Here is a 24427-nt window from a genome sequence, read left to right on the forward strand (position 1 = left end):
CTGCCACCTCCCCATTTGCACTTTGTGAAAATGGGGAGGATCTGGCTTACGCGGCCTGCGCGGCCATCAGGTAGCCGATGGTCTTCGCCAGCGTGGCCTTCAGCTCGTGGCGTTTCACGACCATATCGATCATGCCGTGTGCGTGGAGGTATTCGGCGCGCTGGAAGCCTTCGGGGAGCTTTTCGCGGATCGTGTCCTGGATCACGCGCTGGCCGGCAAAGCCGATGAGCGCGCCGGGTTCGGCGATCTGGATGTCGCCCAGCATGGCATAGCTGGCCGTCACGCCGCCGGTGGTCGGATCGGTGAGGACGACAATGTAGGGCAGGCCCGCCGCGCGCATGCGGTTGATGGCGACAGTGGTGCGCGGCATCTGCATGAGGCTGATGATGCCTTCCTGCATGCGCGCGCCGCCCGCCGCCGTCACGGCGATGAAGGGGCACTTGTTGGCAATCGCGGCTTCGGTGGCGGCGATGAAGGCATCGCCCACGGCCATGCCCATCGAGCCGCCCATGAAGCCGAAATCCTGCACACCGACGACGGCCTTGTGGCGCTCGATCTTGCCGACGGCTGCGGTGAGCGCATCGGGCTGCGGGTTGGCGGCGCGGGCGGCCTTGAGCCGGTCCGTATAGCGCTTGGTGTCGCGGAACTTGAGCGGGTCTTCACGCACCTTGGGAGCGGGCAGCACCTCGAACCCGGCATCGAGCAGCTGCGACAGCCGCTCTGTCGCGCCGATGCGGCCGTGGTGATCGCAGCGCGGGCAGACCGAGAGGTTTTCCTCGTACTCCTTGGTGAACAGCATTTCGCTGCACGAAGGGCACTTGATCCAGAGGTTGTCCGGCGTGTCGCGCTTGGGCGAGAAGGGCAGCGAATTGCGGACGCGGGTCAGCCAGCTCATGCTTCGACCTTTCTTGCATTGTGGACCGCATGGGCGAGCGCGGCAACGAGTTCGCGCACCGGGCCGGCGGCCTTGTCGCCATGTTCGGCGATGATGTCGATAAGCGCCGAGCCGACGACGACGCCGTCCGCCACCTGGGCGATGGGGCCGGCCTGTTCGGGCGTGCGCACGCCGAAGCCGACGGCGACGGGGATCGTCGCGGTCTGCTTGATGCGGGTGACGGCTTCCTCGATCGAGGCGAGCGCGGCGGATTGCTTGCCGGTGATGCCCGCGACCGAGACATAGTAGAGGAAGCCCGAAGAGCCATCGAGCACAGCGGGCAGCCGCGCGTGATCGGTGGTGGGGGTGGCGAGGCGGATCGGGCTGATCCCGGCGGCGCGCAGGGCGGGGCCGAGCTCGCCGTCTTCCTCGGGCGGGATATCGACGCAGATCACGCCGTCCACACCGGCTTTGGCGGCTTCGGCGGCGAACCATTCGGGCCCGCGCGTGATCATCGGGTTGGCATAGCCCATGAGGACCAGCGGCACATCCGGATGGCGCGCGCGGAAATCGGTGGCCATCTGCAGGATATCAGCGGTCTTGGTCCCGGCGGCGAGGCTGCGCAGATTGGCGCGCTGGATCGCCGGGCCATCGGCCATCGGATCGGTGAAGGGCATGCCCAGCTCGATCACATCGGCGCCGCCCTCGACGAGCGCGTCGAGGATGGCGGGCGTGGCGGCGGGCGTCGGATCACCCGCGGTGACGAAGCAGACGAGCGCGGGGTGGCCCTTGGCGAAGGCGGAGGCGAGGCGGGTCACAGCTTCACCCCCAGATGCTCCGCGACAGAGAAGATGTCCTTGTCGCCGCGGCCGCAGAGGTTGGCGAGGATGATCGCGTCCTTGTCCATCGTCGGCGCAATCTTCTTGACCGCGGCGATGGCGTGGGCGGGTTCCAGCGCGGGGATGATGCCTTCGGTGCGGCAGAGCAGCTGGAAGCCATCGAGCGCTTCGGTGTCGGTCACCGAGGTATACTGCACGCGGCCGGTTTCCTTGAGCCAGGCGTGTTCGGGGCCGATGCCGGGATAATCGAGGCCCGCCGAGATCGAGTGGCCTTCGAGGATCTGGCCGTCCTCGTCCTGCAGGAGGTAGGTCTTGTTGCCGTGGAGCACGCCCGGGCGGCCGCCCGCGAGGCTGGCGGCGTGGAGCTGATCAAGCCCGTGGCCCGCAGCTTCGACGCCCATCATCTTGACGCTGGGATCATCGAGGAAGGGGTGGAACAGGCCGATGGCATTGCTGCCGCCGCCGATCGCCGCGACGAGCAGATCGGGGAGGCGGCCCACGCGGGCAAGCATCTGGGCGCGGGCTTCCTTGCCGATCACGCTCTGGAAATCGCGGACAAGCTCCGGATAGGGGTGCGGGCCGGCGGCGGTGCCGATGATGTAGAAGGTGTTGTGGACATTGGCGACCCAGTCGCGCAGCGCCTCGTTCATCGCGTCCTTGAGCGTGGCGGCGCCAGCGGTGACGGGGACGACTTCGGCGCCCAGCAGCTTCATGCGGAACACGTTGGGCTGCTGGCGGGCAACGTCGGTCGCGCCCATGAAGATCGTGCAGGGCAGGCCAAAGCGCGCGCAGACGGTGGCGGTGGCGACGCCGTGCTGGCCTGCGCCCGTCTCCGCGATGATCCGCGTCTTGCCCATGCGGATGGCGAGGAGGATCTGGCCGATGCAATTGTTGATCTTGTGCGCGCCGGTGTGATTGAGCTCGTCGCGCTTGAACCAGACTTGCGCGCCGCCCAGTTCTTCCGTCAGGCGCGGGGCGAAATAGAGCGGGCTGGGGCGGCCGACATAGTGCTCGAGCAGATCATCGAACTCGGCGTGGAAGGCGGGATCGGCCTTGGCCTTGCGATATTCCGCTTCGAGATCGAGGATCAGCGGCATCAGCGTTTCGGCGACATAGCGGCCGCCGAATTGGCCGAAATGGCCCTGTGCGTCGGGCTGGTTGCGGAAGCTGTTGGGGATGGGCGCGTTCATGCGGCCTCGCTTGGCAGAGGGGCGCGCGCTTGTCCAGATTTGTGCGGCTTTAGGGCAATCAGATGGCGCGGGCTTCGCGGCAGAACTGCTTGATCAGGGCCTCGTCCTTCACCCCGGGCGCGCTTTCGACGCCGGAAGAGACGTCGACCAGCGGGGCCTTGGTCACGCGGACGGCTTCGGCGACGTTGGCGGGGGAGAGGCCGCCAGCGAGGCCCCAGGGGAGCGGGGCCTTGTAGCCGGCGAGCAAGGTCCAGTCGAACACGAGGCCGAGGCCGCCGGGCATCGCCGCACCCTTGGGGGGCTTGGCATCGAACAGGACGAGATCGGCGGCACCGGCGAAGGTTTCGGCGCGGGTGATGTCGTCACGGGCGGAGACGGCGGTGGCCTTCCAGACGGGCTTGCCGAAAGCGGCGCGGATCGCGGCGACGCGCGCCGGGTCTTCCTTGCCGTGAAGCTGGATCACATCGAGCGAGGCTGCGGCGACCACTTCGGCGACAAGGCTTTCGGCGGCATCGACGAAGAGGCCGACGAGCTTGATCCGGCCCGCGGCGCGCGCGGCGAGTGCGGCGGCATCGGCGAGTGCGAGGTGCCGCGGGCTGGGCGGGAAGATGACGAGGCCAGCGTAATCGGCGCGCGCGGCGATGGCGGCCTCGAGGGCTGCGGGGGAGGTGAGGCCGCAGATCTTGATTTCGGGGGCAGGCATGGCGTGCGGATAGGGGGTCGGGGTTTGCGGGTCAAATCCTGTCGCCTGACCGCTGTCCCACCCCTCCCCCTCCAGCTTGCGGGAGGGGGAAGGGGTGGGCTTTCCCTTACTGTCCCAGCTCGAACGTCACCGTCACGGATGCAGCAACCTGCACTTCGCCTGCCGCAACCGGGCTGGGCGCGGCGGCCATCATCTTTTCGGCGCGGGCAAACATCACCATCGGCTGCGGGGCATAGCCGCCGCTCTCGCTGATGGTGAGGATGCGCTTGACGGTGAGGCCGGCCGCCTTGGCATAGAGTTCGGCGCGGGCGCGGGCCTTCTTCATCGCGTCGAGGCGGGCCTCGTCGCTGGCGGCGTCGGGGCTCTCCAGCTGGAACGAGGGGCCGCTGATCTGATTGGCCCCGGCGTTCACCAGCGTGTCGATCGTCTTGCCGTAGTTGCCGATCTTGCGCTGCTTGACCTCGACCTGGTTGCTCGCCTGATAGCCGATGATCACGGGATCGCCGGAAACGTTGCCGTTCGCATCGGCGCGGGGCTGGCCGTAGAGCGGATTGACCGAGAGGTTGCTGGTCTGGATGTCGCGCTCGGCAATGCCACTGGCCTTGAGCGCGGCAATCACCGCGTTCATCTGCTCGGCGTTTTGCGAGAGGGCGGCCGACGCGGTCTTGGCCTGCGTGGTGACGCCTGCGCTGAACACGGCGAGATCGGGCGTGCGGGTCGACTTGCCATCGGCGCTGAGGGTCAGAACCGCATTGCCGGGGGCGACCACCGGAGCGGAGGACATGCTCTGCGCCATGGCGGGCGAGGCGGCACCGGCAGCAGCAAGCGCGGCGGCCATCAGGAGCGAGGTGGAGGTGGTTGTCATCGGTTTGTCCCCTTGAGAAGTGGCCGCCCATGTGGGGCGAGGGGCCTTTCGCGGGGCTGAACCGCGATGACAGAAGTGCTTCAGGAGATGGACCGCTCGAGCACGACCATCTTGTAGGGCACATCCATCGGCAGCGGGAAGGGCCGCAGTTCGCCGGTGCGGCTGTAGCCGCGCCGTTCGTAGTACGCGATGAGATCGGTGCGGACATGAAGTACCATGCCTTCAACGACCCGCGCGCCGAATTCCCTGACGGCAAGACCCTCCCCTTCGCTGAGTAGGGCGCTCCCAAGGCCACCGGCCTGCAAGGTGGGAGAAACGCAAAGCAAACCCATATACGCGCGGCCGTCGCCTAGATCGGTGACCGTGACCGTGCCAATCAGTGTGCCATCCTGTTCGGCCAGAAGGACGCGTTTCTCGGGCGCCGCAATCATCGCGGCGACTTCCTCGGGCGTGGTGCGGTTTCCGTCGAGCAGATCGGCCTCGTTTGTCCAACCTTGTCTCGCGCTTTCGCCCCTGTAGCCGCTTTCGATCAGGGCGCGCAGCTTTTGCGCGTCAGATGCTTGTGCAATCCGGTAGGCGATCATGGCGGGCTGACTCAGAGCGTGGCTTCGATGGCGCGGGCCGCGGCGACGGGGTCTTCGGCGCGGCTGATCGGGCGGCCGATGACGAGGACGCTGGCCCCATCGCGGCGGGCGGCGGCGGGGGTGACGATGCGCTTCTGGTCCGCGGTATGCCCGGTATCGGGGCGAAGGCCGGGGACGACGAAGAAGCCGTTCTTCCAGCGCTTGTGGATCGCGCCGACTTCGTGGCCCGAACAGACGATGCCATCGAGCCCGGCTTCCTGCGCCAGATCGGCCAGCCGCAGCGCCTGATCGTGCGCGCCGCCCGGAACGCCGACACCGGCGAGGTCATCGTCATCGAGGCTGGTGAGGACGGTGACCGCGACAACCTTGCAGTGCTCGCCCGCAGCGGCCTTGGCGTCTTCCATCATCGCACGGCCGCCGGCGGCGTGGATCGTGACGATCGCGGGTTCAAGCACGTGGATCGACTGCATCGCGGCGGCGACAGTGTTGGGGATGTCGTGCAGCTTGAGGTCGAGGAAAACCGGAAGGCCCAGCTTTGCCACTTCGTGGACGCCGTGGTGGCCGTGCGCGCAGAAGAATTCGAGGCCGAGCTTCACCCCGCCGATATGGCCCCTGACCTTCTGCGCCAGCGCGATGGCGGCATCGAGACGCGGGAGATCAAGCGCGAGATAGACGGGATTGCTCATGGGGCTTCGTTTGCTTTCTTCGATGCGGCGTCGAGCTGGGTGGAGGAGAGCGAGGCGCTTCCGGCCAGCGTGGTTTCAAGATTGGCGATGCGGCGCGAGAGCCGCCAGCGCGTGGTGCGGTGGATCAGCCACATGGGGACGAGGCCGAGGAGGAACGCGGCGATGACGAGCGCGGGCAGCTTGGTATCGAGAACGAGGCCCTGCCAGACGTGAAGTTCGACCGGCTGCCAGTTCGCGGCGGAAAAGGCGGCCAGCGCGGCCACGATCACAAGCCACAGGATCGTGCGCAGTGATTTCATGCGGGTCCCCTCGCGTTGTTTCGGACCAAGCTAGTCCGCTTTGGCGCGCAAGGCGAGTCCTGCCTTACGCCCCGAAAACGCGGGCGAAGATCGTGTCGACGGCCTTGAAATGGTAATCGAGGTTGAACTTGTCCTCGAGTTCCTGCGCGCTCATCACCGCGCTGACTTCGGGATCGGCCTTCAGCAGTTCGAGCAGCGAGAGCTGGCCGTCCGACTGCCAGACCTGCATCGCGTTGCGCTGGACGAGCCGGTAGGAATCGTCGCGCGTGAGGCCCGCCTGGGTGAGCGCGAGGAGCACACGCTGCGAGTGGACGAGGCCACCCATGCGGTCGAGGTTCTTCTGCATCCGCTCAGGGTACACGAGCAGCTTGTCGATCACGCCGGTGAGGCGGGCGAGCGCGAAATCGAGTGTGATCGTCGCGTCCGGGCCGATGTAGCGCTCGACCGAGGAGTGCGAGATATCGCGCTCGTGCCACAGGGCGACGTTCTCCAGCGCAGGCGTGACGGCGGAGCGGACCACGCGGGCGAGGCCGGTGAGGTTTTCCGTCAGCACCGGGTTGCGCTTGTGCGGCATCGCCGAGGAGCCCTTCTGGCCGGGCGAGAAGTATTCCTCCGCCTCCAGCACTTCGGTGCGCTGCAAGTGGCGCACTTCGGTGGCGAGGCGCTCGATGCTGCTGGCGATCACGCCGAGCACGGCGAAGAACATGGCGTGCCGGTCGCGCGGGATGACCTGCGTCGAGACGGGTTCGACGCTCAGCCCAAGTTTTTCGGCGACATGGGCTTCGACGGCAGGGTCGATGTTGGCGAAGGTGCCGACGGCGCCCGAAATGGCGCACGTGGCGACTTCGGCGCGCGCGGCGACGAGGCGCGCCCAGCAGCGGTCGAACTCGGCATAGGCCTGCGCGAGCTTGAGGCCGAAGGTGGTCGGCTCGGCATGGATGCCGTGGCTGCGGCCGATGGTGGGCGTGTACTTGTGCTCCACCGCGCGGCGCTTGATGGCGTCCAGCAGCGCGTCGATGTCCGCGATGAGGATATCGGCGGCCTGCGTCAGCTGGACGTTCAGCGTGGTGTCGAGCACGTCGGAGCTTGTCATGCCCTGGTGCATGAAGCGGGCTTCGGGGCCGACTTCCTTGGCCACCCAATCGAGGAAGGCGATGACGTCGTGCTTGGTGACCGCCTCGATCGCGTCGATGGCGGCAACGTCGATGGCCGGATTGGTGGCCCACCAGTCCCACAGCGCCTTGGCGGCGGACGGCGGGACGACGCCAAGCTCGCCGAGCTTCTCGGTCGCGTGCGCCTCGATCTCGAACCAGATGCGATAGCGCGCTTCCGGCTCCCAGATCGCGGTCATCGCGGGGCGGGCATAACGGGGGACCATGGGCGACTCCTCAAGCGGGCTTACGTGGGGGAGCCGCTAGGAGGCGGTGGCCGGGAAGGCAAGAGGGGCACGCTTCAGGTTGTGAAGGTGAGGTCGGTCTCGCCCGTGGTCTGGCCAGCATCATCGAAGCGGCGCTCGATGATGCGCGCGGCGCCGTCTGCCGCGATGGTGAGAATGGTGGAACAGCGCGTGCCGTAGAGCGGATTGCGGATGAAGACGGAGGAGAAACGGGCTTCGGGGCCCTCTCCGGCAAGCTCGGTCTGATCCGCCAGCGCGGCAAGGAGGGGGTCGGGATCATCGCGGCCCGTATCCAGCCACCGGCCGAGCGCAGACTGGAGTGCAGTTGTCTTGGCCCAGGGCTGCTCATGCGGGCCGTTCGAGAGTCCGTGGATGCCGGGGGCGAGGGAGCGACGGCGGACTGCTGGGTGGTTGGTGAGGTGCCAGGCCCCCTGAGCATCGGCCATGAAGAGGTTGAACGGGTTCATGGTTTCCGGCGCGGCGGGTTCGTGTCCCGCCAGCCAGTCGGTGACCAGTGCGCCGCGCGAGGCGAGGTGGGGGAGGGGGTAGCCATCGACGCGCAGGTTGGTGACGAGCGCGAAGCGGCCCGCGTCATTCACACCCAGCCAGGTTCCGCCGGCCTGCAGATCGCGCCCGGCGATCACGCCGTTGTCCCAGCGGGCCAGCGGCGCGGTGGGGCGTACGTGGAACTCGTCGCGGTTGCCGATGACGACAAGGCGCCAACGCGGGTGCACGCGGAAGGCGGCAGCGGCGACGCACATGTCAGATCAGGCCCTTGGCCTTGAGGCTGACATGGCCTTGCCGCCCGATGATCACGTGATCGTGGACCGTGACGCCCAGCAACCGGCCGGCCTCGATGATCTTCTGCGTGATCTGGATATCGGCGCGGCTGGGCTCCGGGCTGCCCGAGGGGTGATTGTGCACCAGAATCAGCGCGGCAGCGCCGATGGCCATCGCCTTGGCGATGATCTCGCGCGTGTAGATCGCCGATTCATCGAGCGTGCCGTCACTCACGATCTGATCGAGGATCAGCCGGTTCTGCGTGTTGAGATAGAGCACCCGCACCCGTTCGTGGTTGAGGTGGGCCATGTCGATGTGGAGATAATCGAGCAGCGCCTGCCAGCTGGACAGGACCGGCTCCTCGCGCACGGTCTGCCGGGCGAGACGCCGCGCCGAAATGCCGACGATCTTGAGCGCGGCCGCCGCCGCCTCCTTGATCCCCGGCACGCCCATGAGCGTCTGCGCATCGGCGTTGAGCACCCCGGCCAGACTGCCGAAGCGCTGGAGCAGCATGCGCGCATGCGGTTTGACGTCCTGCCGGGGGATCGCGGTCATCAGGAGATATTCGATGACCTCGTGATCGCCCAGCGCATCGTCCCCGCCCTCGAGCAGCCGCTTCCTGAGGCGCGCGCGGTGACCGGACGGATCGAGCCCCGCTTCGCGCACGCGGTCCTTGTCAGAAAGGGTGCGCGCGGGCTGGGGAAAGAGGCTGGGCGGATCGTCCATGGGCTGAACGCGAATGTGCCTGCCTCTGCCGCGCGGTGCAAGCCGCGGCATTGCGTCGCCCGTCCGGCTGGGCAACAAGAGCGGCAATGCCGGACGATGCAGAGCCTATGAACGAATCGCCGGGCGGTGCGCCGGCGGTGCGGCAAACCGGAAAGCGGCGCCGGCTTGCGCTGGTTTCGGCGGGAGTGCTGGCGGCGCTTGCCGTGGGCCTGTGGTCGGCGCGCGAGCAGATCGCCGGTGGCCTGATCGACCGCCAACTGGCGCAGATGGGCCTGCCGGGGCGCTATACGATCGAGTCGATCAGTGCGGACCGGCAGATCCTGCGGGGCATCGTGATCGGCGATCCTGCACATCCCGATCTCACCGTCGAGCGTGCCGAAGTGCGGCTGGCCTATGGGCTGACGGGGCCGCGTATCGGGCAGATCATTCTCGTGCGGCCAAGGCTTTACGGCGCATACCGCCAGGGCCACCTGAGCCTTGGCGCGCTCGACAAGGTGGTGCTGGCCAACGCGCCATCGGGCAACGCGCCAGGACTGCCCGATCTTGACCTCACGGTGATCGACGGCCGCGCCGTGCTCGAAAGCGAATTTGGCCGTCTGGCCGTCAAGGCAGACGGGACGGGCAATCTGGCCGGCGGTTTCAAGGGCACGCTGGCCGCGATCATGCCGCAGGTGGCGGCGGGCGGATGCAGCGGCGCGCGGCTGACGGCCTATGGCGCGATCTCGGTGGCGGACGGCCGGCCGCGTTTTGCCGGGCCGGTGCGGCTGAACGGGCTGACCTGCGGCAAGGACCTGTCCACCGGACCTGCCGCGCTGGCGCTCGACGTGACGGGCGACAAGGACCTTGGCGGCGCGGCGATCAGGGGCAAGCTGGAAGCGGGCACGCTGGCCGCGCGGGGCATGGCCGCCTCGCGCCTCGCGCTTGGCGGCGAACTCGTGTTCAAGCTGGGCGAACTGCGCGGGCACGTGGTGAGCGAAGCTGCCGGGGTGCGCACGGCAGGTCTGGTGGCAGGAACGCTCGGGATTGACGGCGATCTCGATGTGAAGGCGGGCGGGGAGAGCGTGGTGCTGCGCGGCGCGGTTTCGGGCCGGGGACTCGCGCGAGGGGCCGCGACCGAACGCGCCCTTGCCGGGGCCGCCGCCGCCGCAGAAGGCACACTGGCCGCGCCGTTGCTCGCCCGGCTGCGCGGCGCGCTGGCACGCGAGGAGCGCGGCAGCCGGCTGGCGGGCGATGTGGTGCTGCGCCGCGAGGGCGTGAAATGGAGCCTCGTTGCGCCGAGCGCGGCGGTGCGCGGCGGCAGCGGGGCGGCGCTGCTCTCGGTGTCGCGCCTGCAGGTCGCCTCGCAGCCGGGCCGCCTGCCGAGCCTTGCGGGCAATTTCGCGATGGCGGGCGAGGGCCTGCCGCCGATCACCGGGCGGATGGAGCCGGGTGCGGGCGGCCGGCCGGCGCTGAAGCTGCGAATGGCCGCCTATCGCAGCGGGGCGGACATGCTGGCGCTGCCCTTGCTCGAGGTGGCACAGGGGCCGGGCGGCGCGCTGACCTTCAGCGGTATCGCCGAGGCATCGGGCGCGATCCCCGGCGGCGCGGTGAGCGGCCTCAGCCTGCCGATTGCCGGAACCATCAGCCCGCGCGGCGATCTCGCGCTGTGGGAGCGCTGCGTGACGCCGGCGTTCACCAGCCTCCAGGTGGGGGCCGTCACGCTGGACCGGCGGCAGCTGACGGTCTGTCCGGCAGGGGGGCAGGCGATCGTGCGCTATGGCGCGGGGGGCTTCAGCGCGGCCCTTGGCATGTCCGCCCTCGCGCTCAGCGGGCGGCTTGGCGAAACACCGCTGGTTTTGAGCACCGGGCCGGTTGGCCTTGCCTGGCCCGGCACGCTGACGCTGCGCGGCGCGGACGTCACGCTGGGGCAGGGCGAGGCGGCGACGCGGGTGAAGCTGGCCAATCTGGTCGCGCGCCTCGGCAAGGACTTCGCAGGCACGTTCGGCGGCGTCGACGCGAGGCTCGCCGCCGTGCCGATCGACCTGACCGATGCGGCGGGCGACTGGCGCTTTGCCGAGGGCGCGCTGACCCTCAGCGGTGTGCACTTTGCCGCCGCCGACCGGTTCCAGCCGGCGCGGTTCAAGACGCTGGCCGGCGAGAATGCTGTCCTCACGCTGAAGGATAACCGCATCGCCGCCGAGGCGGTGCTGCGCGAACCGGATTCGAGGGCCGAGGTGGTGCGGGTCAGCCTGGCGCATGATCTCGCCACGGCACGCGGCCACGCCGATCTCGCGGTCGATGGCCTTGTCTTCGACAAGCGCAAGATCGTGCCCGGCAAGGTCGGCGGGCTGCAGGTCGATACGCTGGCGCCGCAGTTCAAGGGCGTGATCGCGCTCGCCGAAGGAACGGTGCGCGGGACCGGGCGGGTCGACTGGACGGACAGGACCCTGACCAGCACCGGCACGTTCGGCACCGATGGGTTCGATTTCGCGGCGGCATTCGGCCCGGTGAAGGCCGTTTCGGGTACGCTCCACTTCACCGATCTGATCGGCATGGCCACGGCCCCGCACCAGATCCTCCATGTGGGTTCGGCCAACCCGGGGATCGAAGTGAACGACGGCGTGGTCGATATCGAACTGCTGCCGGGACAGGTCGTGCGCATCAACGGCGGCGTCTGGCCGTTCCTCGGCGGCAAGTTGCGCCTGTCACCGGGGGACCTCAGGCTGACGGTCAACGAGCCGCGCCGCTTCCGGATCGAGATCGAGAACCTCGATGCGGCCAAGTTCCTCGAGCGGATGGAACTGGCCAACCTTTCGGCGACCGGCGTGTTCGACGGGGTGCTGCCGCTGGAATTCGATGCCAGCGGGGGGCGCATCATCGGCGGCGAACTGGTGTCGCGCCTGCCCGGCGGCACCGTCTCCTATGTCGGTGCCCTGTCTTACAAGGACTTGTCGATGATGGCGAACTTCGCGTTCGACGCGCTGAAATCGCTGGATTATTCGAGCATGACGATCGGCATGGACGGCAATCTGGCCGGAGACGTGATCACGCGCGTCCAGTTCAGTGGCATCCGCCAGGGCAAGGATGCCAAGCAGAATTTCCTGACCCGGCAGATCGCCAGGGTGCCGCTGCAGTTCAACGTCAACATCCACGCGCCATTCTACAGCCTGATCAGTTCGATGAACCCGCAGCCGCCGCCGGGAGCGTTCCGCGGTCTTCCCAGAACCTTGCAGCCACCTGCCAGCGGCGTTCAGCCTTCGGTCAGCAGTTCCACGCCAAAAGGAGCCGGCAATTGACGTTGATCAGCAACCCTGCAACCACGTGGCCCATCAAGGTTGAGGGGCTGGGCAGAATGGCGGGGACAGGCAGACGACTGCGGCAATTGCGCCTCGCGGCCGTGTTGGCGGCAGGCTCGATGCTGACGGGCGGGTGCATTACCGTGAAGGCGCCCGACAAGCCGATCGTCATCGAGCTCAACATCAACATCAAGCAGGAAGTGGTCTATCGCCTGGCCGGAGACGCCAGCCAGACGATCGACAATAACAAGGACATTTTCTGAGATGGCACGCACATTTGGAAAACTCGGGCTGGCGGGCGCCGCACTGGCCGTGGCCGGCATGATCCCTGCCGCCGCGCAGGCGCAGCGCGATCCGGCCTATGCCGCGGCGCGCGCGGCCGGGCAGGTGGGCGAGAAGGTTGATGGCTACCTCGGCTATGTCATGCCCCCGAGCCCCTCGCTCAAGGCGGTGATCGACGAGCTCAACATCAAGCGCAAGGCCGTCTATGCCGACAAGGCCGCTGCAGCCCATGCGACGGTGGAGGAATATGCGCTGACATCGGGATGCCTGCTGATCTCGCAGACGACGCCGGGCGAGAAGTACCAGGGCCCCGACGGCAGCTGGCAGACGCGCACGTCCGCACCGCCGCTGCGCGATTCGCGCTGCCCCTGAGTTCAAATCGCGGTAAAAACAGACGCGCGCCAGGTCGATGATCCAGGGCGCGTCTTCGCACATGCCGCAATTCCGCCGTTTACAGCACCTTCTGCTGCGGTTGACTTGCCAAGCCGCCCTTCCTAAAGGGCCGGTGCCCTTGACGGGGGACCGTTTCCCGCGCCAGGCCCCTTGCGCTGCTTGAAGGCGAAAGAAGGCTGGCATGGTTGACGACCCTGACCGTGAGGACCCCATCGGCGCGGATGCCCGGATCGCATCGCTTGAAGCGCGGCTTGCCGCGGCCAAGCGTCACGAAGCGGAGCGGACGCGCAGCGGCCAGCAAGGCGCCGACGCGGGCTACCGCCTTGGCAACCAGGTACTGGCCGAGCTGCTGGGGGGAATGATCGGGGGTGCGGCGGTTGGCGTGGCCATTGACTGGTTCGTCGGACGCGGCCACTGGGGCCTGATGGTGATGCTGTTCCTCGGGATCGCAGTCGCCTTCAGAAACATCATCCGGATTGCGAACCGGCGTTCCGATTGAGCCCCAGGACCGGGGGCCGCATCGGAAGGCCGTTTTGGCATAACAGGAAACGGGATTTTCGCGCGTGGCAACCGAAGCCAAAGTTGATCCGATGCACCAGTTCACGATCGAGCCGCTGTTCGGCACCGATCACTGGGCCCTTGGCGGTTTCAACATCGCGTTCACCAATTCGGCGCTGTGGATGCTGATTTCCGCGGTGGTGCTTTACGCCTTCATGCTCGGCGGGATGAAGCGCGAGCTCGTCCCCGGCCGCTGGCAGATGATGGTCGAGACGATGACCGGCTTCATCGAAAACATGCTTTCGGCGAACGTCGGCAAGGAAGGCCGCAAGTACCTTCCTTACGTCTTCTCGCTGTTCATGTTCATCCTCTTTGCGAACCTGCTCGGCCTGCTGCCGCTCGGCCTCGTCGGCGTGCACCCCTTCACCTTCACCAGCCATTTCACCGCGACGGGCGTGCTGGCGATCATGTCGTTCGCGATCGTTCTGGTCGTGGGCTTCTGGAAGCACGGCTTCCACTTCTTCTCGCTGTTCGTGCCACACGGCACGCCGCTGCCGATGATCCCGCTGATCTTCGTGATCGAACTGGTCTCGTTCCTCGTTCGCCCGTTCAGCCTTGGCCTGCGTCTCTTCGTTGCGATGATGGCCGGCCACGTGCTGCTCGAAGTGCTCTCCAGCTTCGTGATAGGCGGCGCCAACGCCGGCGCGTTCTTCATGGGGCTCGTCTCGATCCCCAGCTTCATTTTGATGGTTGCCATCTGCGCGCTCGAGATCCTCGTCGCTGGCATCCAGGCCTACGTCTTTGCGCTGCTCACGTCGCTGTACATCAACGACGCCGAGCATCTGCACTGAGTTCTTGAGTATCGTATCCATCCATCTGATTTTAAGAGAAAAGGGAGTTTAAGTCATGGAACCTGCAAGCGCCAAGCTCATCGGTGCGGGTCTCGCTGCGATCGGCGCCGGCATGGCCGCCATCGGCGTGGGTAACGTCTTCGGTTCGTTCCTCGAGAGCGCGCTGCGCAACCCGGGCGCTGCCGACGGCCAGCAGGGTCGACTGTTCATCGGCTTCGCGGCCGCCGAACTTCTCGGTCTGCTCTCGTTCGTCGTGGCGATGATCCTGATCTTCGTCGCCTGATCTTGCGGAAAGGGCCCGTGCTCCGGATCTCGGTCCGGAGCACGGGCCCTTCCACCGTTTTTCAGCGACCTGCCAATCGTTCTGTTCGCCCGGGAACTCCAATGCCCCAGATTTCGCAGCTTGCCGCGACGTACTCCAGCCAGATCTTCTGGATGCTGGTCATTTTCGGCGCCGTCTTCTTTCTCGTTGGCCGGGGCATGGCGCCCAAGGTCCTCGAGACCATGGAAGGCCGCGATCAGAAGATCGCGTCGGACCTCGCGGCCGCAGAAGCGGCACGCCGCGAAGCCGAAGCACAGGACGATGCGTGGAAAGCCGCTGCCGCCAAGCAGCGGGGCGAAGCACAGGCGTTGATCGCTGCGGCCAAGGCCGACGCCGCCAAGGCGGCCGAAGCGCGGCTCGCGGTCGCTGGTGCCGACGCCGAGGCGAAGATCGCCGAAGCCGAGGGGCGAATTGCCGCTGCTCGTGCCGGCGCGCTGGCTGAAATCGAAACCGTGGCGGCCGAAGCCGCTGCCGACATCGCCGCCCGCGTTGCCGGGCTGACGGTTGCGGCCGATGCCGCTCGCGCGGCGGTGAAGGACGTTCTCCATGGCTAATTTTGCTCTGCTGGCGGCTGCCGCCGAACATATCGCCGAGCACGGTGCGGAGCACGCTGAGCCAGTGGCTTTCGGGTTCATTACCCCTGGCATGTGGGTTGCGCTCTCGATGACCGCGTTCCTCGCGATCGTCATCTGGAAGAAGGTCCCCGGCGCGATTGCCGGCGGACTTGATGCCAAGATTGCCGCGATCCGCGCGCAACTGGACGCCGCCAAGGCCCTTCGTGCCGAGGCAGAGGCGCTGCGGTCCGAATATGCCGCCAAGATCGCCGGCGCCGAAGCCGACGCTGCGGCGATGGTCGAGCATGCCCGCCACGAGGCCCAGGCGATCATCGCCAAGGCCGAGGTGGACACCACCGCGATGATCGCGCGGCGCGAGAAGATGGCGACCGACAAAATCGCCGCTGCCGAACGCGCTGCGGTCGAGGAACTGCGTGCCCGCGCGGCTGCAGCCGCGGCTGCTGCGGCCGGCCAGCTGATCGCCCAGCACCACGGCGCCAGCGCCGACAAGGCGCTTGTTGACGGCGCGATTGCCGGTCTCGCAAACTGACTGTCACATCGGACCATTCCCCGCGACTGTTGGCGGGGCATGGTTAACTCTGTCCTAAGAGTTTTCCCCTAGTCCCTCGCTTCATGAGAAGGATCGGGACTGGGTGCTGGGCATGACCTGCGGGCTATTCCGGCAATTCGCGGCGCTGCTTCTGGCGTTTCTGCTGCTGGGGCTCGGTGCGGAGCGCGCCGAAGCGGCAAGCTGCTATTACGCGACATCGCAAGGGTCGACCGGTCCGGCCAACTGGGCTTCTTACTGCTGGCTCGATTTCTCGGGCTACAACGATACCGCCGCGCGCTCCGCCGCTGGGCAGGCGATGTCGTATACGCTGCCAGACGGCACCGTGATGACCTTCACGCTGAAGATCAGCGGCGCGGCAATCGGCGGCGCGGCGGCGCCTTCCTGGTCTGGCGCGGCCATCGGCAACACCGCGTTTCTGGGCGTTGGTGGCCGTCCCATCCTCTACCAAACGGCAGCGGGCACGACGACCGCCGCGATCAGCAACATCGTGCTCACGCCGCCTGCCGGTGTCTCCCAGATTACCAGCTACATGTTCGTGGCGGCGGACGGCGAATCGTCGAACGAAGGCGAATCGCTCGCCTTCACCACCAATGGTGGCAACTGGGTTGCGCTCGACAATGCCGGGCCGATCAGCGGCACGACCTATCCAACGAGTACGGGCCTTGGCACCCAGACATTCACGGTAACGGGCGTGCCGAACACAGTCGGCGCAAATATCGTGGGCTCGAGCACGCCGACTTCGCTGAATACCACGATTGTCGGGGGCGGCCTGCAGGGCGTGATGTTTGCAGTGCGCTTTGCCTCGATCAAGCTCAACCTGCAGCTGACCGGTGTGCGCGCATCGGCTGCGGACCAGTTCACCTTCAACATCAACGCGACGTCGGGCGGCTCGACCCTGGCGAGCGGGACGTCAAGCGGGACAGGGAACGGGCCGTTCACCGCAGCGACGCTGACGACGGCGTCGGCGCTGCCACTGACGCTGACGCAAAGCATGGCGGCGGGTAGCGCCAACCCGCTGACCGACTACCGCAGCAGCCTCACCTGCACCAATTCGGTAAGCTCGAGCACACCGCTGCCGAGCGGGGTGATCACGACCAACTTCAGCTTCGGCGCGCTGCAGTTCGGCGACCTCGTCACCTGTACATTCACCAACACGGTGTTTCCGCACCTCCAGCTGACCAAAGCACTGGGCACGGGCGGGCGGCGGTTCAACACCGATCAGTTCGTGATGAACATCAACCAGGGTTCGACAACCGTAGCGACGACGACCACGACGGGTACGACCACGACCGTGACCAATGGCACGACGCCGCAAGTGATGGTGTCTGCCGGTACGGCCTATGCCTTCACGGAGGTAGGCGCAGGGACAACGAGCCTGACCCAATATACCGCGGCGATGACCTGTACGAACGCCTCCACCGGTTCGACAACCACGCTTCCCACGGCGGCGGGCGGCACGGTGACCCCGCAGATGGGCGACGTCATATCGTGCACCATCACCAACACGCGGCGCGCATCGAACGCCACGCTCACGCTGGTGAAAACCTCGAGCGTGCTTTCAGACCCGGTCAACGGCACGACCAACCCGAAGATGATTCCGGGCGCGATCGTGCAGTATTCGATCCTCGTCTCGAACACCGGGCCGACGGCGGTGGATAACAATTCGGTGTTGCTGATCGATTCGCTGCCGAGCCAGATGCTGGTGGGCACCGCTGCCACGCCGACCTTCACGCAAGGGACGCCGACCAGCGGGCTGACCTTCACCGCCGGCACCGATATCCGATATTCCAACGCTGCGTCAGCGCCGACAACCTTCGCGGGCTGCACCTATTCGCCGACCACGGCCTACGATGCGGCGGTGAAGTTCATCTGCGTGAACCCCAAAGGGACGATGGCTGGCTCCACCGGGACGCCGCCGAACTTCACGATCTCGTTCAGGGCGCAGATGCAATAAGCCGGCGCAGGCCCGCCAGCAGGCGCGGCCCCAGTTCGGGGCCTTGCAGCGGGTAGAGAAACGGCTCGATCACTTCGGCTTCCATGAGCAGCAAAGTGCCATCGGGGCCGCGCACCAGATCAATCCGTGCATAAAGCGGGGCAGGGAAGGGCAGGCCGGCAACGACGGCCTCGGCAGCGGCAAGGTCTGCCGGCGCAGGGGTGACGGCGGTATCCCAGCCACCATAGAGCGACTGCACACGGTAGTCGCCTGGCGCGGGGCGTTTGATCAGGCCGTGGCTGAACTGGCCATCGATGAAGATGAGGGAATGTTCGCCTTCATCGACAATGCCGGGCAGAAAGGGCTGGACCAGCGCGGCATGGCCCATGCGCCAATCGGCGGCCGGGGGATTGTCGCGGGTGAAGTCGAACTGTCCTTCCGCTCCGGCGCCGACGCGGCGCTTCACGACCACGCGGTCGCAGGCGAAATGATCGAAGGCGGCGAGAATTTCGGCGGGGCCGGGGTTGTCGATGAGGAGCGTGGGGATCGTCGCGACGCCGCGCGCGCCGAGTTCCGCCAGATAGCCCTTGTCGATATTCCAGCGCACGACAGCGGGCGCATTGTGGACGGGCACGCCAAGCGCGGCGATGGCATCCAGCTTGGCGAGGAACGCCTCGCGGTTGTCCCAATAGTCCCATGGCGTGCCGATGAGCGCGGCATCGAAGCCGGCGAAGGCCTCTAGCGGGGCCTGCCAGTCGATATCGGTGACGCTTTCGCCGAGGCGCAGCGCGGCGACGAGGGCTGCCATCTGCTGATCGTGCTCAAAGGCATCGGCGCGGCGGTCCGGGGCGCCGGGCAGCGTGGTGCTGCAGGCGAGGAAGGCGAATTTCATGGGGCTGTCTCTTCTCGGTCATCCCTTGATCCAGACCGCTCATGCCGGGCTTGTCGAAGCATCATGCGCGGCGGTCGGGCCAGCACTCTGCGACAGGCTTGGGGTGAGCAGGATGGAGGTCTGGGGCGTGTTACATCAAGGCCGCGTCGAGCCGCGCACGACAAGGCGCACCGGCACGCGGCGCGGTGTCTCGGGCTCGCCCGCCATGGCGGCAAGCAGGCGCTCTACGAGCAGAGCGCCGGCGGTTTCGAAATCGGATTCGATGGTGGTGAGCGGCGGGGTTGACCAGGCACCCGCGCGCACGCCGTCGAAGCCGACGATGCCGATCTGGTCCGGAATGCCATAGCCGCGGCCTGCCAGTTCCTTGAGCGCGCCGAGGGCGATCTCGTCGCTCACCGCAAAAATGCTGTCGAACGGCTGACCACTTTCCGCAAGCGCGGCCGCAGCGCGGCGGCCCTGCTCCTCGCGCGGCAAGCCGCGTTCGATGCGCTGGAGAACGGGCTCGCGGCCCGCATCGCGCATCGCGGAGGCATAGCCGTCATAGCGTTCCTTGAACTGGCGCTGGGGCGAGGTTTCCGAGCCGAGGCAGACGATCCGCTCGTACCCGCGCACCAGCATGTGGCGCACGGCGAGCGCGGCGCCGGCCTCGTTGTCGCTGCGCACCCAGGGGAAGGCGTCGCTCGGCGCGCCCCAGCAGACCCAGTTGGTGGCTGGATCGAGCTGCCCGAAATACTCCCACGCCGGCGTGTTCTCGCTGGTGCCGATGACGATCATGCCATCAGCCTTGCGGCGTTCCTCGTAGTGGCCCCAGAAGTTCTCCGCGCTGTCCTGGAAGGAGACGAGAACTTCGTAGCCGCGCGCGGAAGCCGCCGCGCAGGTGCTGCCGAGGAGCGCGAAGTAGAACGGGTTGAGGTCCTTGCGGTCCTGCCCGGCGCGGCAGATCATCACGACCGCGAGCGTGCCGGTCTTGCCCCGGCGGAGGCGGGCAGCGTTCTCGTTGACCTGGTAGTTGAGGCGCGCGGCCGCTGCGATCACGCGCTGGCGGGTGGGCTCGCTGATCGAGGTATCGCCGGCGAGCGCGCGGCTGACGGTGGACTGGCTGACGCCGGCTTCTTCCGCGACGTCGAACGAGGTGACGCGGGTAATGCGGCGTGCGGTGTCGGTGGTCTGCGGCATCAGCGGAAATTGTCCTTGGCGCTGCGCAGCGCGGCGAAGGTTTCCACTGCGGAGCCGCCGCCCCAGCGTTCTGCAAGCGCGGGATCATCGGCGCGCAGGAAGGGATTGGTGGCCAGTTCGCGGTCCAGCCGTGTGGGGACGGTCCATTCTTCGCGACTGCGCTTGTCCGCGATTTCCGCAGCATAGGCAGCGAGCGCGGCGTTGTCCGGATCGGCGTGGAGGGCGAACTTTGCGTTCGAGGCGGTGTATTCGTGCGCGCAGTAGAGCGTGGTTTCAACGGGCAGTGCCTTCACGCGGCTGAGGCTGGCCCAGAACTGGTCAGGCGTGCCTTCGAACATGCGTCCGCAGCCGAGCGCGAAGACGGCATCGCCGACGAAGGCGACGGCGGCTTCGGGGAGGTGATAGGCGCAGTGGCCGAGCGTGTGGCCGCCGACGTCGATGACATGCGCGGTGTAGGCTCCGAAGGGGACGGTATCGCCTTGCGCGACAGTGCGGTCGATCCCGGCAATGCGCGCGGCATCCGCGGCGGGGGCGATGATCTTGCAGCCTGTCGCGGCCTTGATCGCCTCGTTTCCGCCCGCGTGATCGGGGTGCCAGTGGGTGTTCCAGATCTGGGTGATCGTCCAGCCCTTGGCCGCCGCCTCGCGCAGATAGGCCTCGGCATCGGGGGTATCGATGCACGCGGTCTCGCCGCTCGCGCTATCGTGGAGCAGATAGCCGTAGTTGTCGCTAAGGCAGGCAAATTGGTGGACTTCGAGCGTCATGGGTCCTCTCGGGCGTCTTCGCCGATGAGCCTAGCTGAGTGCGCGCCGCAATGCAAAAGCCCGCCCGGATTGCTCCGGACGGGCCTTTGGTTTGCCTTGCGGCGGTAAGCTAGGCTTACTGCTTGGCCTTGAGGGCCGCGCCGAGGATATCGCCCAGCGAAGCGCCGGCTTCCGACGAGCCGTACTGTTCCACGGCTTCCTTCTCTTCGGCGAGCTGGCGCGCCTTGACCGAGAAGTTGGGCTTCTTCGAGCGGTCGAAGCCGATGACCATGGCATCGAGCTTCTGGCCGACCTGGAAGCGGTCCGGACGCTGTTCGTCGCGGTCGCGGCCGAGGTCGGTGCGCTTGATGAAGCCGGTCGCGCCGTCTTCGCCGGCCTGCACTTCGAGGCCGCCATCGCGGACTTCGAGAACAGTGACGGTGACGACTTCGCCGCGGCGGAGCGAGCCTGCGCCGCCGGCCGAAGCGCCGCCGGCCGCCGGAGCGCCCTTTTCAAGCTGCTTCATGCCGAGCGAGATGCGCTCCTTCTCCACATCGACGTCGAGCACGATGGCCGAAACCTGCTCGCCCTTGCGGTGCAGCGCCAGCGCGTCTTCGCCCGAGATGCCCCACGCGATGTCCGACATGTGGACCATGCCGTCCACGTCGCCATCGAGGCCGATGAACAGGCCGAATTCGGTCGCGTTCTTGACTTCGCCCTCGACGGTCGAGCCGACGGGGTGCGCTTCGGCGAAGGCTTCCCACGGGTTCTGCTGGGCCTGCTTGAGGCCGAGGCTGATGCGGCGCTTGTCGCTGTCGACCTCGAGCACGAGCACGTCGACTTCTTGCGAGGTCGAGACGATCTTGCCGGGGTGGACGTTCTTCTTGGTCCACGACATTTCCGAAACGTGGACGAGGCCTTCGATGCCCGCTTCCAGTTCGACGAACGCGCCGTATTCGGTGATGTTGGTGACAACGCCGTGCAGCTTCGCGCCGACCGGGTACTTGGCGGCCACGCCATCCCACGGATCGCTTTCAAGCTGCTTCATGCCGAGGCTGATGCGCTGCGTGTCCTGGTTGATGCGGATGATCTGCACCTTCACGGTATCGCCGATGGCGATGACTTCGCTGGGGTGGTTGACGCGCTTGTAGCTCATGTCGGTGACATGGAGCAGGCCGTCGATGCCGCCGAGGTCCACGAACGCACCGTAATCGGTGATGTTCTTGACCACGCCGTCGATGATCTGGCCTTCCTTGAGGTTCTGGATGAGGCCCGAACGCTGCTCGGCGCGGGTTTCCTCCAGCACAGCGCGGCGCGAGACCACGATGTTGCCGCGGCGGCGGTCCATCTTGAGGATCTGGAAAGGCTGCGGCATGTCCATCAGCGGGGTCACGTCGCGCACCGGGCGGATATCGACCTGCGAGCCGGGCAGGAAGGCCACGGCGCCGTCGAGATCGACGGTGAAGCCGCCCTTGACGCGGCCGAAGATCACGCCCTCGACGCGCTTGCCTTCGCCGAATTCGGCCTCGAGCTTGTCCCAGGCGGCTTCGCGGCGGGCGCGGTCGCGGCTGAGCATCGCTTCGCCATCGGCGTTCTCGACGCGGTCGACGTAGACTTCGACTTCATCGCCGACCTTGAGGCCGTGCGGCTGGCCGGGCATCGCGAATTCGCGAAGCGGCACGCGGCCTTCGCTCTTGAGACCGACGTCGATGACGGCCTTGTCGTTTTCGATGGCGGTGACGGTGCCCTTGACGACCCGGCCTTCAAAGCCGCCATTGGCGGCGCCGCCGAGGGTTTCGTCGAGCATCGCGGCGAAATCGTCGCGCGTGGGATGAGATGCCATTGCTGGTAAGTCCTGTTATCGCTGTTTCCGGCCAGGCGGTTGTCTCCGCCGGTCTTTCACCGGGCTTCCGCACCATGCGGACCCGGGGCAAGGGGCCGAACCATCTGCCGGGCCGAACGCCATGGCAGATATCCACACCGGAGCAGGCCCCGGCGCAGACGTGCGGCCCCTAGGTCAGGAGCCTGTAAAAAGCAAGCGAAAGCGCCGCTTCAGGCGAAACGGCTGCGCAGCGCGAGCAGCACCAGGGCAGCCTTGGCAGCTTCGCCGCCCTTGTCCTTCTGCGCCGGGTCGGCACGGACCAGCGCCTGCGCCTCGTTCTCCACAGTGAGGATGCCGTTGCCTACAGCGAGCCCGTCCATGGTGAGGGCCATGACCCCGCGCGCGCTTTCGCCCGCCACGATCTCGAAGTGGTAGGTCTCGCCGCGGATCACCACGCCGATCGCAACATAGCCGTCATACTGGCCAGACTGGTCGGCCAGCACGATCGCGCCGGGAATTTCCAGCGCCCCGGGGACGGTGATGACCTCGACTGCGTGGCCTTCCGCCTCGAGCGCCGCGCGCGCGCCGGCGACCAGCATGTCGTTGAGGTCATCGTAGAAGCGGGCCTCGACAATGAGGAACTTTGCCATGCGCGCTTACTCCGCGGTGATCGGCTGTTCGCCGACGATGTTGAGGCCGTAGCCTTCGATGGCGACGATGTTGCGGTGGGAATTGGTGAGCAGGATCATGTCGTGGATGCCGAGATCCGCAAGGATCTGCGCGCCGATGCCATAGCTGCGCAGGTCCATGTCGCCGGTGCGCCCGGCGATCTCGGCCTGAAGGCCTTCGCTGCCACCGGGCATGAGCAGCACGATAATGCCAGAGCCCGCCTTGCCGATCTCGCTCATCGCGCGTTGCAGGCTGCGCTTGCGCGGTCCGGGCTGGCCGAGCACATCGGAGAGGATCGAGATGCCGTGCATGCGCACGAGGGTCGGCGCGGCAGGGTCGACCGCGCCCTTCTGCAGCACGAGGTGGACGACGCCATCGATCTTGTTGCGGTAGGTCTTGATCGTCCACTCGCCGCCGTAATCCGAATGGAACGGCTGCTGGTCGATGCATTCGACGAGGTGGTCGTTGCGGCGACGATACTCGATAAGATCGCGGATCGTGCCCATCTTGAGGCCGTGGCGCCGTGCGAAGGGGACGAGATCGTCCATCCGCGCCATCGTGCCGTCGTCCTTCATGATCTCGCAGATCACGCCCGACGGGTTGAGTCCGGCAAGCCGCGAGATATCGACCGCCGCTTCGGTGTGGCCGGCGCGGACGAGCACGCCGCCATCGCGCGCGATCAGCGGGAAGACGTGGCCCGGGGTGACGATGTCGTCCCTGGTCTTTGATGCATCGATCGCCACAGCGACAGTGCGCGCGCGGTCGGCGGCGGAAATGCCGGTGGTCACGCCCTCGCGCGCCTCGATCGAAACGGTGAAGGCGGTTTCATGGCGCGTGCCGTTGTTGCGGCTCATCAGCTCGAGCCCGAGCTGTTCGGTGCGGGTGCGGGTGAGGGTGAGGCAGATCAGGCCACGCCCGTGCGTCGCCATGAAGTTGACCGCATCAGGCGTCGCCATCTGCGCGGGGATGACGAGATCGCCCTCGTTTTCGCGGTCCTCGTCGTCGACAAGGATAAACATGCGCCCGTTGCGGGCCTCGTCGATGATTTCCTCGATGGGGACAAGCGCGGGCGTGTCGTCGCCTTCGCTCAGCACGCGTTCGAGTTTGGCGAGCGTGTCGGCGGTCGGATTCCAGCCGGGCAGGCCCGCATCGCGCAGGGTGTTGGCGTGGAGTCCGGCCGCGCGGGCAAGGCCGGAGCGGGACATGCCGCCATCAACGATGAGGCGGCGGATGCGATCAATGAGTTCACTGGACATGAACACCTAGTCTCACATCGCAATGTGAGGTGCAATAGCCAGTATCACATTGAAGTGGGTAATTTCCGAATTGATTCGCGATTTCAGGAGGTAATCGCGGGTAGGGGTGTCTGCGGGGACACACCTCGGTGCAGGATGCCGCTACGGAATGGGCAAAATTTAATTGAGCGGTTGACAACGGGATGCGCCTGTTCTGTTCTGTACCCAGAAGGTCGACCCTCAAAAATGATGGGCGCCCGCTGAAGAGA

26 protein-coding genes are annotated in these 24427 nt (G+C 66.8%); 9 read left to right on the plus strand and 17 right to left on the minus strand.

Going from position 1 to position 24427, the window contains the following annotated elements:
• Positions 1–46: 46 nt before the first annotated feature.
• The 11 genes from accD to radC form a co-directional block, all read right to left on the minus strand.
• The gene (gene accD / locus AQZ52_RS17200) at positions 47–895 is read right to left on the minus strand and encodes an acetyl-CoA carboxylase, carboxyltransferase subunit beta (RefSeq protein WP_067913816.1); all 849 of its coding nucleotides are present in this window, start codon (positions 893–895) and stop codon (positions 47–49) included.
• A complete protein-coding gene (gene trpA / locus AQZ52_RS17205; RefSeq protein ID WP_067913819.1) occupies positions 892–1692 on the minus strand; it encodes a tryptophan synthase subunit alpha in 801 nt (266 codons plus the stop codon). Before trpA ends, accD begins: the two co-directional genes overlap by 4 nt.
• The gene (gene trpB, locus AQZ52_RS17210; protein WP_067913822.1) at positions 1689–2903 is read right to left on the minus strand and encodes a tryptophan synthase subunit beta; all 1215 of its coding nucleotides are present in this window, start codon (positions 2901–2903) and stop codon (positions 1689–1691) included. The genes trpA and trpB overlap by 4 nt, the downstream gene beginning before the upstream one ends.
• A gap of 58 nt (positions 2904–2961) precedes the next feature.
• Positions 2962–3606, minus strand: a complete 645-nt coding sequence (locus AQZ52_RS17215) for a phosphoribosylanthranilate isomerase (protein WP_067913825.1) — start codon at positions 3604–3606, stop codon at positions 2962–2964.
• A gap of 106 nt (positions 3607–3712) precedes the next feature.
• The gene (locus AQZ52_RS17220) at positions 3713–4471 is read right to left on the minus strand and encodes an SIMPL domain-containing protein (protein ID WP_067913828.1); all 759 of its coding nucleotides are present in this window, start codon (positions 4469–4471) and stop codon (positions 3713–3715) included.
• 80 nt (positions 4472–4551) lie between these two features.
• Positions 4552–5055, minus strand: a complete 504-nt coding sequence (locus AQZ52_RS17225; RefSeq protein WP_067913831.1) for a GNAT family N-acetyltransferase — start codon at positions 5053–5055, stop codon at positions 4552–4554.
• 11 nt (positions 5056–5066) lie between these two features.
• Positions 5067–5741, minus strand: coding sequence for an orotidine-5'-phosphate decarboxylase (pyrF, locus tag AQZ52_RS17230; RefSeq protein ID WP_067913834.1), 675 nt, complete (start codon positions 5739–5741; stop codon positions 5067–5069).
• Entirely contained in the window at positions 5738–6040 is a 303-nt protein-coding gene (locus tag AQZ52_RS17235) for a DUF1049 domain-containing protein (protein ID WP_067913837.1), read from the minus strand. Before AQZ52_RS17235 ends, pyrF begins: the two co-directional genes overlap by 4 nt.
• 64 nt (positions 6041–6104) lie before the next feature.
• Positions 6105–7418 (minus strand): adenylosuccinate lyase, encoded by a 1314-nt coding sequence (gene purB, locus AQZ52_RS17240; RefSeq protein WP_067913840.1) that lies wholly within the window; start codon positions 7416–7418, stop codon positions 6105–6107.
• A gap of 74 nt (positions 7419–7492) precedes the next feature.
• Positions 7493–8197, minus strand: a complete 705-nt coding sequence (locus AQZ52_RS17245; protein ID WP_067913843.1) for an NRDE family protein — start codon at positions 8195–8197, stop codon at positions 7493–7495.
• A 1-nt stretch (position 8198) separates the two neighbouring features.
• Positions 8199–8942, minus strand: coding sequence for a RadC family protein (gene radC / locus AQZ52_RS17250; RefSeq protein ID WP_067913846.1), 744 nt, complete (start codon positions 8940–8942; stop codon positions 8199–8201).
• 107 nt (positions 8943–9049) lie between these two features.
• Between radC and AQZ52_RS17255 the strand changes: the two genes are divergently transcribed.
• From AQZ52_RS17255 to AQZ52_RS17295, 9 genes are all read left to right on the plus strand, one after another.
• Positions 9050–12217: an intermembrane phospholipid transport protein YdbH family protein gene (locus AQZ52_RS17255; protein ID WP_067913849.1), complete on the plus strand. Its 3168-nt coding sequence runs from the start codon at positions 9050–9052 to the stop codon at positions 12215–12217.
• On the plus strand, positions 12214–12480 hold the full coding sequence (locus tag AQZ52_RS17260; RefSeq protein ID WP_240481738.1) for a YnbE family lipoprotein: 267 nt from the start codon (positions 12214–12216) through the stop codon (positions 12478–12480). Before AQZ52_RS17255 ends, AQZ52_RS17260 begins: the two co-directional genes overlap by 4 nt.
• Before the next feature lies 1 nt (position 12481).
• Positions 12482–12871, plus strand: coding sequence for a DUF1318 domain-containing protein (locus tag AQZ52_RS17265; protein WP_067913853.1), 390 nt, complete (start codon positions 12482–12484; stop codon positions 12869–12871).
• 202 nt (positions 12872–13073) lie between these two features.
• Positions 13074–13391 carry an AtpZ/AtpI family protein gene (locus AQZ52_RS17270; protein WP_067913856.1) on the plus strand — a complete coding sequence of 106 codons (318 nt, stop codon included), beginning with the start codon at positions 13074–13076 and terminating at the stop codon, positions 13389–13391.
• 64 nt (positions 13392–13455) lie between these two features.
• On the plus strand, positions 13456–14241 hold the full coding sequence (locus AQZ52_RS17275; protein ID WP_067913859.1) for a F0F1 ATP synthase subunit A: 786 nt from the start codon (positions 13456–13458) through the stop codon (positions 14239–14241).
• A gap of 55 nt (positions 14242–14296) precedes the next feature.
• Positions 14297–14524 (plus strand): F0F1 ATP synthase subunit C, encoded by a 228-nt coding sequence (locus AQZ52_RS17280; RefSeq protein WP_054122335.1) that lies wholly within the window; start codon positions 14297–14299, stop codon positions 14522–14524.
• A 101-nt stretch (positions 14525–14625) separates the two neighbouring features.
• On the plus strand, positions 14626–15117 hold the full coding sequence (locus tag AQZ52_RS17285) for a F0F1 ATP synthase subunit B family protein (protein WP_067913862.1): 492 nt from the start codon (positions 14626–14628) through the stop codon (positions 15115–15117).
• A complete protein-coding gene (locus tag AQZ52_RS17290; RefSeq protein WP_205626507.1) occupies positions 15110–15667 on the plus strand; it encodes a F0F1 ATP synthase subunit B family protein in 558 nt (185 codons plus the stop codon). Before AQZ52_RS17285 ends, AQZ52_RS17290 begins: the two co-directional genes overlap by 8 nt.
• A gap of 112 nt (positions 15668–15779) precedes the next feature.
• Entirely contained in the window at positions 15780–17642 is a 1863-nt protein-coding gene (locus AQZ52_RS17295) for a CshA/CshB family fibrillar adhesin-related protein (RefSeq protein WP_067913865.1), read from the plus strand.
• On the opposite strand, the gene AQZ52_RS17300 is transcribed toward AQZ52_RS17295, so the two are convergent.
• From AQZ52_RS17300 to ribB, 6 genes are all read right to left on the minus strand, one after another.
• Positions 17623–18513 carry an ATP-grasp domain-containing protein gene (locus AQZ52_RS17300; RefSeq protein ID WP_067913868.1) on the minus strand — a complete coding sequence of 297 codons (891 nt, stop codon included), beginning with the start codon at positions 18511–18513 and terminating at the stop codon, positions 17623–17625. The genes AQZ52_RS17295 and AQZ52_RS17300 overlap by 20 nt on opposite strands.
• A 135-nt stretch (positions 18514–18648) precedes the next feature.
• Complete coding sequence (locus tag AQZ52_RS17305; protein WP_067913870.1) at positions 18649–19689, minus strand: LacI family DNA-binding transcriptional regulator; 1041 nt, start codon at positions 19687–19689, stop codon at positions 18649–18651.
• The gene (gloB, locus tag AQZ52_RS17310; RefSeq protein WP_067913873.1) at positions 19689–20453 is read right to left on the minus strand and encodes a hydroxyacylglutathione hydrolase; all 765 of its coding nucleotides are present in this window, start codon (positions 20451–20453) and stop codon (positions 19689–19691) included. The genes AQZ52_RS17305 and gloB overlap by 1 nt, the downstream gene beginning before the upstream one ends.
• 115 nt (positions 20454–20568) lie before the next feature.
• Positions 20569–22275 (minus strand): 30S ribosomal protein S1, encoded by a 1707-nt coding sequence (gene rpsA, locus AQZ52_RS17315; protein ID WP_067913876.1) that lies wholly within the window; start codon positions 22273–22275, stop codon positions 20569–20571.
• Between the two features lie 209 nt (positions 22276–22484).
• Positions 22485–22904 carry a 6,7-dimethyl-8-ribityllumazine synthase gene (ribH, locus tag AQZ52_RS17320; RefSeq protein ID WP_067913879.1) on the minus strand — a complete coding sequence of 140 codons (420 nt, stop codon included), beginning with the start codon at positions 22902–22904 and terminating at the stop codon, positions 22485–22487.
• A gap of 6 nt (positions 22905–22910) precedes the next feature.
• Positions 22911–24179 carry a 3,4-dihydroxy-2-butanone-4-phosphate synthase gene (ribB, locus tag AQZ52_RS17325; protein ID WP_067913881.1) on the minus strand — a complete coding sequence of 423 codons (1269 nt, stop codon included), beginning with the start codon at positions 24177–24179 and terminating at the stop codon, positions 22911–22913.
• Between the last annotated feature and the right edge of the window lie 248 nt (positions 24180–24427).

Origin of the sequence: Novosphingobium fuchskuhlense, assembly GCF_001519075.1 — a bacterium.
In the GTDB taxonomy this organism is placed as follows: Bacteria; Pseudomonadota; Alphaproteobacteria; order Sphingomonadales; family Sphingomonadaceae; genus Novosphingobium; species Novosphingobium fuchskuhlense.

What these genes read in the sequence shown, in the direction of transcription:
- AQZ52_RS17255 (WP_067913849.1), top strand. Translation starts at nt 9,050, where the DNA reads ATGAACGAATCGCCGGGCGGTGCGCCGGCGGTGCGGCAAACCGGAAAG.
- AQZ52_RS17270 (WP_067913856.1), top strand. Translation starts at nt 13,074, where the DNA reads ATGGTTGACGACCCTGACCGTGAGGACCCCATCGGCGCGGATGCCCGG.
- purB (WP_067913840.1), bottom strand. Translation starts at nt 7,418, where the DNA reads ATGGTCCCCCGTTATGCCCGCCCCGCGATGACCGCGATCTGGGAGCCG.
- gloB (WP_067913873.1), bottom strand. Translation starts at nt 20,453, where the DNA reads ATGACGCTCGAAGTCCACCAATTTGCCTGCCTTAGCGACAACTACGGC.
- rpsA (WP_067913876.1), bottom strand. Translation starts at nt 22,275, where the DNA reads ATGGCATCTCATCCCACGCGCGACGATTTCGCCGCGATGCTCGACGAA.
- AQZ52_RS17280 (WP_054122335.1), top strand. Translation starts at nt 14,297, where the DNA reads ATGGAACCTGCAAGCGCCAAGCTCATCGGTGCGGGTCTCGCTGCGATC.
- AQZ52_RS17295 (WP_067913865.1), top strand. Translation starts at nt 15,780, where the DNA reads ATGACCTGCGGGCTATTCCGGCAATTCGCGGCGCTGCTTCTGGCGTTT.
- AQZ52_RS17300 (WP_067913868.1), bottom strand. Translation starts at nt 18,513, where the DNA reads ATGAAATTCGCCTTCCTCGCCTGCAGCACCACGCTGCCCGGCGCCCCG.
- pyrF (WP_067913834.1), bottom strand. Translation starts at nt 5,741, where the DNA reads ATGAGCAATCCCGTCTATCTCGCGCTTGATCTCCCGCGTCTCGATGCC.
- trpB (WP_067913822.1), bottom strand. Translation starts at nt 2,903, where the DNA reads ATGAACGCGCCCATCCCCAACAGCTTCCGCAACCAGCCCGACGCACAG.
- AQZ52_RS17225 (WP_067913831.1), bottom strand. Translation starts at nt 5,055, where the DNA reads ATGATCGCCTACCGGATTGCACAAGCATCTGACGCGCAAAAGCTGCGC.
- AQZ52_RS17290 (WP_205626507.1), top strand. Translation starts at nt 15,110, where the DNA reads ATGGCTAATTTTGCTCTGCTGGCGGCTGCCGCCGAACATATCGCCGAG.
- AQZ52_RS17285 (WP_067913862.1), top strand. Translation starts at nt 14,626, where the DNA reads ATGCCCCAGATTTCGCAGCTTGCCGCGACGTACTCCAGCCAGATCTTC.
- radC (WP_067913846.1), bottom strand. Translation starts at nt 8,942, where the DNA reads ATGGACGATCCGCCCAGCCTCTTTCCCCAGCCCGCGCGCACCCTTTCT.
- ribH (WP_067913879.1), bottom strand. Translation starts at nt 22,904, where the DNA reads ATGGCAAAGTTCCTCATTGTCGAGGCCCGCTTCTACGATGACCTCAAC.
- AQZ52_RS17265 (WP_067913853.1), top strand. Translation starts at nt 12,482, where the DNA reads ATGGCACGCACATTTGGAAAACTCGGGCTGGCGGGCGCCGCACTGGCC.
- AQZ52_RS17215 (WP_067913825.1), bottom strand. Translation starts at nt 3,606, where the DNA reads ATGCCTGCCCCCGAAATCAAGATCTGCGGCCTCACCTCCCCCGCAGCC.
- AQZ52_RS17245 (WP_067913843.1), bottom strand. Translation starts at nt 8,197, where the DNA reads ATGTGCGTCGCCGCTGCCGCCTTCCGCGTGCACCCGCGTTGGCGCCTT.
- AQZ52_RS17220 (WP_067913828.1), bottom strand. Translation starts at nt 4,471, where the DNA reads ATGACAACCACCTCCACCTCGCTCCTGATGGCCGCCGCGCTTGCTGCT.
- accD (WP_067913816.1), bottom strand. Translation starts at nt 895, where the DNA reads ATGAGCTGGCTGACCCGCGTCCGCAATTCGCTGCCCTTCTCGCCCAAG.
- ribB (WP_067913881.1), bottom strand. Translation starts at nt 24,179, where the DNA reads ATGTCCAGTGAACTCATTGATCGCATCCGCCGCCTCATCGTTGATGGC.
- AQZ52_RS17235 (WP_067913837.1), bottom strand. Translation starts at nt 6,040, where the DNA reads ATGAAATCACTGCGCACGATCCTGTGGCTTGTGATCGTGGCCGCGCTG.
- AQZ52_RS17305 (WP_067913870.1), bottom strand. Translation starts at nt 19,689, where the DNA reads ATGCCGCAGACCACCGACACCGCACGCCGCATTACCCGCGTCACCTCG.